Annotated in this window: 13 protein-coding genes; 1 reads left to right on the top strand and 12 read right to left on the bottom strand. The window is 60.3% G+C overall.

Going from position 1 to position 14,038, the window contains the following annotated elements:
* Positions 1-7 precede the first annotated feature (7 nt).
* Complete coding sequence (locus RBH20_RS06540; protein WP_306706708.1) at positions 8-592, top strand: gluconate 2-dehydrogenase subunit 3 family protein; 585 nt, start codon at positions 8-10, stop codon at positions 590-592.
* Between the two features lie 30 nt (positions 593-622).
* Here RBH20_RS06540 and RBH20_RS06545 read toward each other — a convergent pair whose 3' ends face one another.
* From RBH20_RS06545 to RBH20_RS06600, 12 genes are all read right to left on the bottom strand, one after another.
* Positions 623-1,336 carry a dolichyl-phosphate hexose transferase gene (locus RBH20_RS06545; RefSeq protein WP_306706710.1) on the bottom strand — a complete coding sequence of 238 codons (714 nt, stop codon included), beginning with the start codon at positions 1,334-1,336 and terminating at the stop codon, positions 623-625.
* Positions 1,337-1,385: 49 nt separating this feature from the next.
* On the bottom strand, positions 1,386-2,162 hold the full coding sequence (locus RBH20_RS06550; protein ID WP_306706712.1) for a winged helix-turn-helix domain-containing protein: 777 nt from the start codon (positions 2,160-2,162) through the stop codon (positions 1,386-1,388).
* Between the two features lie 430 nt (positions 2,163-2,592).
* Complete coding sequence (gene trmB / locus RBH20_RS06555; RefSeq protein WP_306706714.1) at positions 2,593-3,645, bottom strand: HTH-type sugar sensing transcriptional regulator TrmB; 1,053 nt, start codon at positions 3,643-3,645, stop codon at positions 2,593-2,595.
* Between the two features lie 178 nt (positions 3,646-3,823).
* The gene (locus RBH20_RS06560) at positions 3,824-5,200 is read right to left on the bottom strand and encodes an ABC transporter substrate-binding protein (RefSeq protein WP_306706716.1); all 1,377 of its coding nucleotides are present in this window, start codon (positions 5,198-5,200) and stop codon (positions 3,824-3,826) included.
* A gap of 276 nt (positions 5,201-5,476) precedes the next feature.
* A complete protein-coding gene (locus tag RBH20_RS06565; protein WP_306706718.1) occupies positions 5,477-6,541 on the bottom strand; it encodes a glucose 1-dehydrogenase in 1,065 nt (354 codons plus the stop codon).
* A 40-nt stretch (positions 6,542-6,581) separates the two neighbouring features.
* Positions 6,582-7,658: a Gfo/Idh/MocA family protein gene (locus RBH20_RS06570; RefSeq protein ID WP_306706720.1), complete on the bottom strand. Its 1,077-nt coding sequence runs from the start codon at positions 7,656-7,658 to the stop codon at positions 6,582-6,584.
* Positions 7,659-7,683: 25 nt separating this feature from the next.
* On the bottom strand, positions 7,684-7,887 hold the full coding sequence (locus RBH20_RS06575) for a hypothetical protein (RefSeq protein WP_306706722.1): 204 nt from the start codon (positions 7,885-7,887) through the stop codon (positions 7,684-7,686).
* Between the two features lies 1 nt (position 7,888).
* On the bottom strand, positions 7,889-9,085 hold the full coding sequence (locus tag RBH20_RS06580; protein ID WP_306706725.1) for an ABC transporter ATP-binding protein: 1,197 nt from the start codon (positions 9,083-9,085) through the stop codon (positions 7,889-7,891).
* 4 nt (positions 9,086-9,089) lie between these two features.
* Positions 9,090-10,091, bottom strand: coding sequence for a carbohydrate ABC transporter permease (locus RBH20_RS06585; protein WP_306706727.1), 1,002 nt, complete (start codon positions 10,089-10,091; stop codon positions 9,090-9,092).
* Position 10,092: 1 nt separating this feature from the next.
* A complete protein-coding gene (locus RBH20_RS06590; protein WP_306706729.1) occupies positions 10,093-11,073 on the bottom strand; it encodes a carbohydrate ABC transporter permease in 981 nt (326 codons plus the stop codon).
* A gap of 78 nt (positions 11,074-11,151) precedes the next feature.
* Positions 11,152-12,693, bottom strand: a complete 1,542-nt coding sequence (locus RBH20_RS06595; protein WP_306706731.1) for an extracellular solute-binding protein — start codon at positions 12,691-12,693, stop codon at positions 11,152-11,154.
* A gap of 232 nt (positions 12,694-12,925) precedes the next feature.
* Complete coding sequence (locus tag RBH20_RS06600) at positions 12,926-14,002, bottom strand: TrmB family transcriptional regulator (RefSeq protein ID WP_306706733.1); 1,077 nt, start codon at positions 14,000-14,002, stop codon at positions 12,926-12,928.
* Positions 14,003-14,038: the final 36 nt, after the last annotated feature.

Raw genomic sequence — 14,038 nt, forward strand, 5'->3', positions numbered from 1 at the left:
CCCATCGATGACTGACTACGAACTCACCAGACGTGATGCGTTGAAAGCACTCGGCGCGGCGGGTGTCACTGTCGCCGGCGGCGCGGCGGCGCTCGCTTGGGACAGATCAGGAGACGACGATACTGCCGATTCAGCCGAGGACGGCACTGGCAGGTCTGAATCGGAGTTCGGCGACCACGAGCGCGAGGCGTATCGCGCCGTCGCCGCTATTGTCTACCCGAGCGAGGTAGCGGGCGTACAGGAGTTTGTCGACAGCTACGTCGCCGGGCGGGTCGAGGCAGACCCAGAGCGGGCGACAGAAATGGCGAGTGCCGTTGCGGATCTGGACGCCTACACCCGAGAATGGGAGGACACCGTCTTCACTGCGCTAGACACAGAAACACAGGAAGAAACGCTACGAGGAATGGGTGTCAGTGTCTCCGATCCGGACCCACATGGCGACCCGCGGCACCGCGTACGCTACTACCTCGTCAACGACCTCCTGTTCGCGCTGTACAGTTCACCGACCGGCGGCGAGCTTGTCGGTATCGAGAATCCGCAGGGCTACCCCGGCGGCACAAGTAGCTACCAGCAACCACCGAGCGACCGGTGAGCCGGCTCCCGTCACCGATTTCTTGCTGGGTTACCGGAACCGCTCTTCCAGCGCCACCCGAACGATAGACTTTGCGATGGCGGCCCCGCCGGAGAACGGGTCGAGTTTCGTCTCGCCTTTCCGCTCGTCGTACTCGATAGGACGCTCACGCACGTCGTACCCCCGCATCAGCGGCCGCATGAGGAGTTCAGCCGAGAGTCCGGTGTTCTCAGTCCAGACGATTTTCTGGAGGACCTCACGGCGGTAGGCGCGCATTCCAGTGGTCGTGTCGTGGACGCGCTTGCCCATGAGTACGCTCGCGAGTAGCGCGAACAGTTCGTTCCCCAGTTTGTTCATCGCAGGCATCTGTTCAGCCCCGTAGTACAGCCGGTCGCCGCTGACAACGTCGGCCCCGTCGTTTATTTCCGCGAGGAAGTCAGGCAGACGTTCCATCGGATACGTGTCGTCACAGTCCGTCGTGACGACGACCGGCCGATCCGGTGTCAGCACGGCTTCGCGGACCGCCACGCCGTACCCCTGCGGTTCCTGTTCGGTGACTGTCGCACCGTGGTCGCGGGCAATCTCCGGTGTCCGGTCGCTGGACCCATCAACACAGACGACCTCTGCACGCCCGTCAGTTACTGTCGCGATATCGTCGAGAACAGTGCCGATCGCTTCTTCCTCGTTGTACGTCCCCATAACGACAGCGAGGTCGTCGAACGTGTAGCCGGCCGGTTCTTCGGCCCGCGAACCCTGAATAGCCATTGCTCATCCGTCAGAACCCACGGTTCTTGAATGTTTAGGTTTGCCAAAATCAGTGATCGGCGAGATACGTCTCTAACGGGGTGGAATCCACCCAGAGATGCGTAAACAGATCTCTTGCCCATGAAATGGCGCTGTCCGCTTCGGATATAATCTTCGCTGACGGCCAGGCCCCGTCGAGTTCTGGAAGCGTCAGGATCATCCAGTCATCGGCGACAGCGAGTGCGTACGGGACCGGTGTGACACGAACGGTCGTCTCCTCGTATCGATCTGTATCCAGTGAGACGTCCTCCTTGCCGAGCATCTCGTCGACGACAGCACAGCTCACCACCAGCCTCGAATCAGAGCTGTCTGGCATCGCAGCCTCGTACTCAGGGTGGTAGACGGGCGAGACAACGTCACAACTGGAGACGTTCTCAACGCGGGTGACGACTTCGCGGACGGGGCGGTTGATATCGGTCTGTGTACTACGGATGACCGTGTATTCGTCGAGTTCAGGCAGGCGACACCGGAACGGCTGTGGCAGCACTGACGTATCGTGGGACTCCCAGTACTGGGGAGCCATAGCGAAGAGTTCCTCAAGGCGCTGCTGGCGGTGGATCGTATCTGCAACCAGACGGCCGGTGCCGGTAAGTTGCCACCCGTCATCCATCGAGGTGACCAGACCGCGGCCTTCGAGGTTCGAAAGCGCATCATAGATCGCTGACTCGCTCGCAGTAACTGCTGACAGCAGTTCGTTGGTGGCCTTGGCTCCGGGACACAGTGAACCGATGATATCCGTCCGGACAGACGACGTTCGGACGTACTGAATAAGCGATTCTACGCCCATACTGTCCCCATATACTGTAGGTCATATTTTTCGCACATATCAGTTTCCATTTGTAATGGAATCTTCTTCGACTGGAACACTATTCTCTCGGACACTGGATATTATTGCAGCCAATGTGTCCATCTTTTTTACCGCTTACGACGAAGACACTGTTGCTGTCCACGTACGACCACGTCCCCGCTGAACGCAATGGAGCACGTTGGTCTCGTGGAATTGCCACGTTCGGGCCCGGCGATATCGTGCCTCTGACATACTTCGCCAGCCCGAAGGGTCATGCAATCACCGTGGGTTGCCCGCCCACGGTGCTCATTGTCTCCGCTGTCAACTCGTCCAGCCGTGCCCGTTTATTATGGACTGCTGTCTCTCGTTTCCGGACCGACCGTCTACAATCGGGCAGCAATCGCGAGAAGCACCACAGCCGACTATCTGATCAGTTCTCGGGCGGTTCGTCCGTTCCGATTCGGATCTCGTACGCTTCGATATCCTCGAACGCAGCGACCTGTCCACCGACCTCGACCGGCCCCTCTGCCGTTTCGACGACCAGCGTCGCGACCTCGCGGTTCGAACTGAACGATGCCTGGTCCACTTTGCCTTCGACGACCCGGTGGTCGCCCGTCTCCACATCCCGACCCTCGATAGTCGCGTAGAACTCCCCGTCCAGCGTCACCAGATCGGAGATACAGCGCCTGATTGTCCCGTAGCGGCGCGGGAACGGCAGCCCCTCCCCGTCACTGGCAATCGTTTCGGCCGTCGTCCACAGCACCGTGTTGAGGAACCCGGACACCAGAAACCCGAGTTCCGACCGATTGAAGATGACGCCGTATCGGTCCGTGTCACCACGGACGCTCTCGCGGGTGGCGTACATCGAGTAGTTCCCGTCGGCGACAGCGACGACCGGTGTCGTGATACCGCGACGAGCCTTCACCGTGGTCGCGATGGATTCATAATCGAATCGCGCCGGGTCGGGGGCATCTACGCCCGGCGAAATGAGGATCTCGATAGCGATGCCGGACTGCTTCCGGCTTGCCAGTCTGTCTTCGAATCGCTCTAACAGAGCCGGGGTCAGCGATAGCGTCAGTTCATACTCGGCCGTCTCGATGATGTCTTCGAGATACCGGAGTATCGTCGGCCGAGATTTGACGAGCGAGACAGCTTCGGGCTCTCGGGCGGGTGCCGTGTAGCGCGAGGACAGGTCGTCAACGAGATCATCAAGCGAATCCTGTATTCCCTCGAACGCTTCCCGCGGGTCGATAGCTAGGACCTTCATCGGCCGGGATTCCTTGAGTTCGACCAGCCCGACATCGCTGAGGCTCCGAACCGTATCGTACACCCGGGGCTGTGGAATGTCCGTATTCTCCGATATCTCCGACGCTGTCAGCTCACCGTGTTGCAGCACGGCCAGGTAGGCTGAAATCTCGTACTCGCCGAGATTGAACCGCGCAATTACCTGTTCGAGCGATGCTTCCAAGTCGTCACTAGACATAGTGGGGCGTTTGCGAGTCGAGTACTAAGAACTTCGGCACTCTCTTCAGCAGACACTTTCAGGATCAGTCACACGCGTATCCGCTACTGTTCGTCGCCTTGTCACAGCGGCCGCCTACCGCTGCAGACTCCGATTGTTCGAGCTGCCACGAGAAAAAACTGCGCGCTATCGGTGCGTTCTAGTAGGAGCTAGAAATCTGGGAGACGACGTCTGCGGGCGCAGCACCAGAGTTCAGCGATGAGATAGCGGATTCGAGCGAGGACTTGACTGCCGGCGGTGCGGCCAGACCGTGTGCGACGGACGGCGGCTGGGCCTCACTGTTCTGGAAGTCCGCTATCTGGTCCTTGGAGAAGTCGTTGAACGGATCGGTGTTCACGTCAGTCCGCGGCGGAATCGACCCCTTCTTCGGGTTGAAGATCTCCTGTGCCTCCGTCGTCCCGACGAACTGGCACCACAGCGTGGTCGCTTCCGGGGACGGGTTGTTGACCGGATACGGGAACGAGTCCATGTTGAGCGCGTAGTAGCCGTCGGTGCCCGGGAACGTCACATGGTCCCACTCCTCGCCGTACGTGAGGTCGTTCGTGATGTACGTTCCTGCCGCCCAGTCACCCTGGTGGAGGAACGCCGCTTCGCCGTTGATGACCTGATTGTTGGCCTCGGTCCAGGAAATCGAACCGGCGTCGCTTGGGATGTAGTCGAGGTAGGACTGCGTGGTCTCGACTGCCGACTCCAGCGCGTCGCTGTTGGCGTCGACTTCGCCGTTCTGGAAGATGGCGCTGTAGGTCTCAGCGTCCGTTTCGCCGAGGAGAACCGTCGCGAACATCTGGAAACTGGACCACGGCGACCCAGTCTGGTGTGCCATTCCGGTGTAGCCGGCCTCGTCGACCGTTGCCATTGCGTCGACAAGGTCGGACGGTGTTTCGAGGGAGGTCGGGTCGACCCCGGCATCCTCGACAACCTCAACGTTGTAGAAGAGGTTGTTGATCCGGTGGATGTTGAGCGGCACCGTCACGTAGTTTCCGGCGGGCTGGGCCGCGTCTTTGACACCCTGGAGGTATGCGTCCTCCATGCTGTTCTCTGCCCACACGGAATCGCCGATGTCCTTCAGCAGGTTCGCGTCGGTGAAGGGGAGCAGATTGTTTCCGGGCCAGGCTTGCCACGTGCTCGGGTGGTTGCCGTTTTGCACCCGTGTCCGGATGTTCGCCTGCAGGTTGTCACCTGCACCACCGGCGATAAGGTTCTCGTCGAACGGCACGTCCGGGTGTTGCTCCTTGAAGGCGTCCATAACGGACTGAATCGCTTCCAGTCCATCGCCTTCACCCCACCAGTGGGCAACCTCAAGTGTGCTGTACTGTGTCCCGCTGTCAGTACTGCTGTCACCGCTGCTGCCGTCACCACTGCTGCCGTCAGTTCCCTCACCGCTGCTGCCGTCACCACTGCTGCCGTCGCCGCCGTCACTCCCACCGCAGCCAGCGAGCGAGGCCGCACCTGCTGCACCAGCAATCCGAAGAGCGTTACGCCGCGTCAACCGTCTGTTTGAATTGTCATCAGCCATGGTTGCACCAATACCTCATAATTCCTTATTGAAGATTCGTACTTAATACTTCTGTATAGCGAAAATCACCATTTGACATTCAGGCCAACCGAGGTAGATCAGCTATATGGGCCGATTTTTCGGTTTTGAGCGGTGAAACAAATTAATCGTATGTGAGTAAATACCTCACTATCTTACATCTGTTATCTTACATGTACCCGGCAGATCCCATTCTAGAGGGGGTGTATCAAGGCCAGACTGCGACGAAAAAGCTCGGGCGCGGTTCGGCCCGAGGACTTACAGCGAATCGAACTCGACGACTGCTTTTATTTGGTTGTCCCCGTCCTCGAAGGCTGCCTCGACATGCTCCGGGTCGGTGACCGTCGTGACCAGGTCATCGAGCAGCCATTCCGGAAGCTCCTGTAAGGTCTCGACGGCGTCCTCGAAGTGCGAGACGTGTGAGTTGACCGTCCCGATGAGACACTTGTTGTGCAGGACGATCTCGTTGTGTAGCGAACCGCCATCGACTTCAAACTCCCACGGCTCCGGGATGCCGAGCAACACGCCGACCCCATTCTGGTCGAGCGCCTTGACCGTCTGGAACGCGTGAGGGGCGAACCCGGTCGCCTCGTAGATGTAGTCCATCGCCTCGTGGGCATCCGGGAGTTCGTCCACCGGCGTCTCGCGAGAATCGACGTACGTGCTCCCGATCTCATCGATGATGTCGACAGTCGGGTCGGGACGGTCTCGTCGACCGACACAGTAAGTGCGGTCGTACTCCTGTTCAAGCATCCACAGTGTCAGCAGACCGAGCGAGCCGTTGCCCAATACACAGGCGGAGTCCGGTCGCCAGTCGAACGGTTCCCGCGTCGCATAGGCGTGCTCGTTGGCCTTCTCGGTGATCGAAAGTGGTTCGACGAGGAAGCCGTGCTCGGCGACTGCCTCCGGAACGGGAATGAGGAAATCCGCTGGCGAGGTGAAGTACTCGGCCATGAAGCCGTGGTCGCCGACGATCCCCCGCTCCGTGTACTCGCCGTCCGGAGCCATGTCAGGTTCGCCCCGGCGGAAGTACTCGTTCGTTTCGCCGTTTGGTTTCCGCCGAACAGTCGGCGCGACGACCTGCCCCGCCTCGAGCCCCGTGCCATTGGGCTCTTCGACGACGCCGATCGCCTCGTGTCCGAGAACCATGTGGTCTGCCCCGTCAGGGAACCCGCCGTGGGACCCGTTCAGGACTTCGTGGTCTGTACCGTCAACACCAACGCGGAGTGTCCGGACGAGTGCCTCGCCTGGGTCAGGCGACGGTCGCTCCCGTTCTAAGAGCTGTGGGCCGTCGTCGTCCCGCGTAACACCAATCACTTTCATGCCAGGCAGAGAGTGAGAACACTGGGGATTAAGTCTTTCTTCAAGTCTCTGTCTCACCGATGCTGACGGCCGCACCAGTTTCGCTGGAGCGGTAGATTCCGTCCATCACGCGCTGGACGCGTAGCGCCTGCTCGACAGTGTTTATCGACGGCGGGGTCCCGTCCCGGACCGTCGAGACGAACCGTTCCTGCTCCTTTCGCTGCGGGTCCGACCGCTGTGTTTCGATATCGGTCGTCCGGTGGTGCATCCGGCCGGTATCGGCTGTTTCGAACAGCGTTAGCGACTGGTCTGCGAGGTCGAGTTTCGCGCCCGCGTCGATTCCGCGGACGTAGTACTCCTGGCTGTCCGGCCGGTTGACTGCCCACGCGACTTCTAGGGATATCGTCGTGCCGTCATCACAGCGGATGAAGGCACTCGCGGAATCGTCGACACTGAACTCGGCTGCGCCCCGGTCCTCGCCCCACATCTCGACGTAAGCGTAGTCCTCGTCGACGCCGAACTGAGCGCGGGTATCACCTGACACCTCGACGACATTCGGATGGCCGGCAACGTGCAACGCGAGGTCGATAGCGTGGGCCCCGATATCAATAAGTGACCCGCCACCTGCCACGTCGTTGCGCGTGAACCACGACCCCCGACCGGGGACGCCGCGGCGTCTGATGTAGTTCGCTTCGATGTGTGACACCTCACCTATCTCACCCGCGTCGCGGTAGCCCACCAACGTCTCGACCGGATCGGCGAATCGCTTGTGGAAGCCGACCATACAGAACCCATCGGCCCCTTCAGCGGCCGCGGCGATCCGTTCGGCGCTTTCGAGCGTGTGTGCCAGCGGCTTCTCGACGAGTACGTCCAGCCCTGCCTCAAGCGCCGCTACGACGTACTGCTCGTGGTATCTGTTCGGCGTCGTCACCAGCACGGCATCGACGGACCCGAACATCGCGGCGGCGTCCTCGTACACTGCGGCGTCGTACGTCTCGGCGAACCGGCGGCGCGCATTGGCATCGACGTCGACGCCCGCCGCTATCGAGACCGGCTGGTCGAGCTGTTGGAGGTTAGTACAGTGAATGTCCGCGATGTTTCCCAGTCCGATGATGCCTATCCGAACGGTCTCAGTCATTGGTAAAAGTTGTCACCGAGTTGAATTAATACAACTGCTTTTCACGCTCTTCGCGTTCCTCTTCCTGTTCCTGTTTCGCCTTCTCGTGCCGTCGACCGCGCCGATACTGGATTATGCCGGGGACGATCTTGTTCTTCAGGTCAAGGATGAACGACACGATACCGTACGCCCAGAAGAAAAATAGCACGAGCATTCCGCTCCAATACAGCATCGCGAGGTGGCTACTCATATCAGTCGTCTGATTCTACTTCGCTACTGGATGCAGTACCTTCGGCCTCGTACGGAATGAGGTCGTGGACGATCGCCTCGCCGGTTGCCGAGTCGAACAGGTGGACGTTCCGTCGGTCGATCACGACCCCGATCTCATCGTCTTCTTCGAGATCCGAGTCGGGATCGATGCTCATCAGTAACTGGTCGTTTGTCGCCAGTTCCTGGGACATCGACGTTTCGCCGTCGCCCAACAGCAGGTAGGCGAATATCTCGTCACCCATCGGTTCGAGAATGTCGGCCGTCGCCGTAATCATTCCCGACGGGTCGGGAACCTCCGACTTGAGTTCGCCCGGATAGATGTCCTCCGGGCGGATGCCGAGCGTCACGTCGTCACCGACTCCAACGCCCTCGATGGACGACGGATTGAACTCGAGAGAGAAGTTCGGCGTCTCCAGTGCGTTCTCGGTGACTGTCCCTTCGACGAAGTTCATCGACGGCGAGCCAATGAACCCGGCGACAAAGAGGTTGTCTGGCTCGTTGTAACAGGTCAGCGGCGGGTCGATCTGCTGAAGCTGCCCCGAATCGAGGACGGCGATCCGGTCGGACAGCGTCATCGCTTCCTCCTGATCGTGGGTCACGTAGATGATTGTCGTGTCCAGTTCCTTGTGCAGGCGCTGGAGCTCCGTTCGCATATGGACCTTGAGCTTCGCGTCAAGGTTCGCCAGCGGCTCGTCCATCAGGAACACGTCGGGCTCGCGCACGATGGCGCGGGCGATGGCGACGCGCTGACGCTGTCCACCGGACATCTCTTCGGGCATCCGGTTGAGCATCCCCTCTAGCTGGACGATGTCTGCGGCCCGCTCGACCCGACGGTCGATCTCGTCCTGTGGGTAGTCCCGTAGCCGCAGCCCGAAGGAGATGTTGTCGTACACGTCCATGTGCGGGAACAGCGCGATGTTCTGGAACACCATCGCGATGCCACGGTCTTTCGGTGGCAGGTTCGTCACCTCGCGGTCGCCGATGTATATCTCACCCTCGGTCGGGATAGTGAGCCCGGCGATGGTCTCCATCGTCGTCGACTTTCCACAGCCGGATGGGCCGACGAAACAGATGAACTCGCCGTGGGCGATATCGAGGTTCATGTCGTCGACCGCGGTGACAACGTCACCCTGGTCGTCGTAGCGTTTCGTTACGTGTTCGAGTCGTACTCTTGCCATTGTGTTACTCTTTGAGTGCGCCTGAGGTCAGTCCGCTGACGATGCGTTCCTGTGCGACGATGACGAGGATGACGACGGGGAGGACCCCGACGATGCTCGCGGCCGCCATGAGGTTGTACTGGGTCGTGTACTGGGTCTGGTAGCTGAGAATCCCGCCGACGATTGGTGACCATTTCGCCGCCTCCGGTGAGGTCGCCATGATCGAGCTGAAGAAGTACTCGTTGTAGACGGCGATAAACGTCAGCACGGCCGCGGTCGCCACGCCCGGCGCGGACAGCGGCATGATGACGCGGAACAGCGCACCTAATCGCGTCGTTCCTTCGACCCGTGCGGCGTCCTCCAGCCCGTCGGGAATCTGGCCGTAGAACGTCGTCAGAATGAAGATAGACAGCGGCATGAACAGCGCACTGAACGGCAACACCATCGACCCGGGCGTGTTCAGCAGCCGTGGTGGGGTAAACAGCGGAATGGACGTGAACGGAACCGTAATCGGCGCGTTGCCGGCGAACGCCTGAAACAGCGGGATGACGAACGCGGCCGGCGGGAAGTAGCTGATTGCCAAGATACCGAGCATCAGCAGTGCGCGGCCGGGGAATCGAAGCCGGCCGAACACGTAGCCGGCGAGGCTAGCGACGAACAGCACGATGACCGTCGTCGTGACCGCCAGTGCGAAGCTATTCAGCATGTACAGGTGGAACGGCACCTGTTCGAAAACTGTGATGAACGCGCCCGGGTTGAAGCCCTTCGGAACCGGCAGTGGGAACGTCCCGCTGACGCCGAAGAGGTTCACTGTCGGGAGGAAACTGCCCGAGAGCAGGTTTCCTTCGGGGGTCACCGCCAGTACGATGAGCCAGTAGAAGGGGAATAGCGTCGTCACCAGGAAAAACACCATCGCCGCGTAAAACAGCGCCCGGTACACTTTGTCCGGGTTCTGGATGGCGCTCTGGGTCCAGCGCTGTAGCGGTCCGTCGCTCGACTGCTCCTGGGTGTCGGTTGGCGTAGCCATGTTAGATCGCGTCCTCCCCTTGCCAGGCGATGAGTCCCATCACGACGATGCCGATAATCGCGGCCGTCACGAACGCGATGGCCGCGGACGTCCCCTCGCGGGTGGTGAACGTCGCGACGACCATACACGACAGCGACGGCACGACGGTACAGCTCGACACCGTATCGATGATGCCGTACACCCGCATCGCCTGTACCGACCGGAACAACACGGCAACGCCGATAGTCGGCAGGATGAGCGGGAACGTGATGAGCTTGAACTGCTGCCACTTCGTCGCGCCGGCGACCTTCGCCACGTCGTACAGGCCCCGGTCGATGCTCTGGAGTCCCGCCAGAATGAGCAGGGCCATGAACGCCGAGGTCTTCCAGATGTCGGCGACGATGATGATAAACGTCGCACTTGCCGTGTCGTTGAGCGTGTTCGTCGGCGCGAGCAATCCGAGGTCAGCAAGCGGTGGCGTCAGGAACCCGACGTTCGAATTGAACATCAGGAAGAAGATTATCCCTTGGATGACGACGGGGACAGCCCACGGAATGATGATAGCCGCGCGAATCCACCGTCGACCGTAGAAGTCTTGATCCAGGATGAGCGCCTGTCCGAGACCGATGAGCGTCTCGAACAGCACACTTGTGACGGCGAAGATTATCGTGACGACTAGGGCGCTGTTCAGCAATGCACCTAAGCCAAATCCTTCAGGAAGGAACGTCGTTCCGCCCGGCAGGTACCGGTTCTTTGCTCCGGTGAACAGCTCGACGTAGTTCCCAGCGCCGACGAAGGTGGTGCTTGAAAAGTCAGCCGAAAGCGCGAACAGCGACAGCTCGAAGGTCCGCAACAGCGGGTATAACGCGACGACACCCAGAAGCACGAACACGGGAATCAACAGCAGATACGCGTACTGCGTATCGCTGAGATTCTCCATCCAGCGCATCACGCTGACGAGCGCCCCCGAGCGTCTGGATTCACGGCCGGTTTCTGTACTCATTTGGTTACCTCCGTCCGTCGTTTGAATGTGTCATGATAAATAATCACAGGGGTGGTTTTGTAACGCTTGCCTGTGGCTTCAGTTCTGCTCGGTCTCTGCCAGCGCGGACTCAAGCGTCGCCATCGCGTCGGCCGAGGAGGCTTCCTGCCCGACTGCGCGGTTCGCCTGCTGTGCGATCTTGCTGGACTGGTCGCTCCAGACGGCCGTCACCGGGCGCGGCATCGTGTTGTTACCAGCAACCTGCAGCGTGTCCATGTACCGGCCAACGACGGGCACGTTCTGGGCCTCGCTGGAGTTGAACAGTTCAGGCCGTGGCGGCAGCCATCCCTGGACGGACAGCAGCGTGAGCTGGAAGTCTGGCTGCATCGCTGCACGGATGACTTGCGTCACGGCATCTGTGTTCTCGCTGTTGGGGTTGACCGTCATGTGCCAGCCACCGAGCGCGGACGTGGAGCCACCCGTTCCAGGCTGTGCCGCCTCACCCTCAGGCACCGCGTACGGAATCGGCATCGCTCCGAGGTTTTCACCGAGCGTCGGGTCCTCGGTTTCCTCCGGGCTGCGGCCGCCAAGCGCCAGCGAGTAGGGCCAGTTCCGGTGGAAGACGGCGTTGCCATTGACGAACGGTGCGCGAGCGTCTTCTTCCTTCCAGCCGAGGATTTCGGTCGGGGTGAAGCCGCCGCCGTAGCCCTCGAACTGGCCGCCGAAGTCCTCGTCGTGGACGAACTTCCGCATCATGTTGAGGGAGTTGATGACCTCTTCGTTGTTGACCGTGATCGGCCGTTCGCCAATCGGGCCAAAGAGGTTGTCGCGGCCGCCGAAGTACGCGCCGCCCCACGAGGACATGACCTCGTTGAACGTACAGCAGGAGGTTCCCTCGTAGATGTCCCACTGGGTCGTAAAGCCGTAATCGACGTCAGCGTTGTCGTAGGTGTCCGCCGCGATGTTCGACCACTCCTCCCACGTCATCGGCTCGGTCGCCCAGTTGTTGCTCTCGGGGCTGTAGCCGGCTTCCTCGACGAGGTCCTTGCGGTACTGCATCGTCGGGAAGTCCGGGAACACCGGCACGCCGAATAGGTTACCGTTTGCCGGATTCCGAGCCGTGTCCGTGAACGCCGAGAAGTAGTTGTCCGACACGTCCGAGAGGAGGTCCTCAGGGAGCGTTTCGGAGAGGTTCTGGAGCTGTCCCCGCTGGATGAAGATATTCGTCCAGCCGTTGTCCATCAGGAACATGTCCGGGTTCGTCTCCCCGGCCGAGAGCAGTCGGTTGTAGTTCGACCGGGCCGCACCGGTGTCCTGATCGCGCGGGACAAATTCGATTTCGATGGAGTCCGGCAGGCCGTTGTCGTGCAGTGCCTGCTTGATCGCGTCGCCGTTGTTCTGGACAGCCACCGGGTCGAAGCCCCACTGGACCGTCGTCGTCTCGCCGCTGCTACCGTCGCCAGTCGAACCACCGTCGCTGCCGTCACCACCGCCACCGCCACCGTCGCCGCCGCCGCCACCGACGAAGTCAGCACAGCCCGCTAGTCCACCGACAACACCTGCTGCTCCGGCGGCACGGACGAACCGTCGCCGGGAGACGCCTGTTGAGTTCCGCTTGTCGCTTGTGCCATTGTCCGACATATCTATTCTGAGCTATCCCGGACACACCTTAAAGGTTGTCCATAATTAACCACAGGTGTTGTTAATTACCGGCCTCACCACGACAATAGTGATATATTATTGACTACTCACCATCGTATAAATCTTTCAGTATATATACCAAGGGACAGGTCAAACAGCTGTTTGCCACACAGAATATCTCAAACGCGCAAACTGAGGGAGAGTTTACCTGTCTCGGGAAAGCCGCGTCTCGTTACTCGTACTCGACGTTCGTAATCGTAATCTCGGTGGCCTCGACTTCCTCGATGACAGCGCCCCAGCCGCCGACTTCGTACGTCCCATCGTCGGTGACCAGCGTCGCACTGATTCGGCCGGCCAGTTGTGCCAGTGGAACCGGGTCCTTCCGTCCGATGCTACTCCCGGTGTAGTCGATGTCGGTGACGCGCCCTGTCAACTCAACCGACTCTTTGGTTTCCGTGTCGTACCCCACAATGACGGCCTCGATAATCGCGTCCTCGTTCAACAGCGGTTCGATATCCCGGACGGCGTGGCGGAGGTCGACGTATGTCGTCGGGGTTTCCGGCGTCCGCTCAGTGTACAGTGTGTCCCAGATTTCCCACAGACAGGTCAAGAAGAACCAGTGGAAGACGTAAGTGTGGGTCCGGTCCTTGACGAGGACACCGTACTCGTTGACCGAGTCGTGGTGTGGTGCAAAGCACGTCCAGGTACGGTCGACCAACACGAAAAATGGGGCCGGAATCTCGCGATTCCGGGCCTCCGTACAGGTCCCTTCGATGTCGGCAAGCGGGGGCACTTCCTCACCAGCACCCGTGCAGATGCTGAGTTTGATATTCACGCCGCGGTCGTGGGCGGCAATGAGTTCCTCTCGAACCGCGTAGAACTGCTCCGGGTCCACGCCAACCTGAATCTGGTTTTCAGCCGCTTCGATGAGCTCTCGAGCCCGGCTGACGACCGTCTCGAATCGCTTGACGATACTGACCTCGTGGTCGGATATCTCTGGCTGGTTCCAGCGTTCTTCGATCGTCTCCGCTGCGTCGAGGTACTTGCTCGACCGGGACCGCAGGTCTTCAAGAACTACATCTGGGTTGCGGGCGCGGGCGGTCAGGCTGTCCTGCTGGAACGTCTCAATATATCCCTTCGTTTCCAGGTCCCGGAGCACGTCGTATATCCGCGGGTCCGGAACGTCACAGGAGTCAGCGATGTCAGTCGCCGATGCGGTCCCCAGCCCCAGCAACGCCACATAGGCCTCCGCCTGATACGGGGAGAGACCGGCATCTTCGAGGACATCGGTTAGTTCGCTGTCGTCCATGTGTGTACAGGGAAACTGAGAACGCAGTTAACGTGC

Origin of the sequence: Haloarcula sp. H-GB4 (assembly GCF_030848575.1) — an archaeon.
GTDB lineage: Archaea > Halobacteriota > Halobacteria > Halobacteriales > Haloarculaceae > Haloarcula.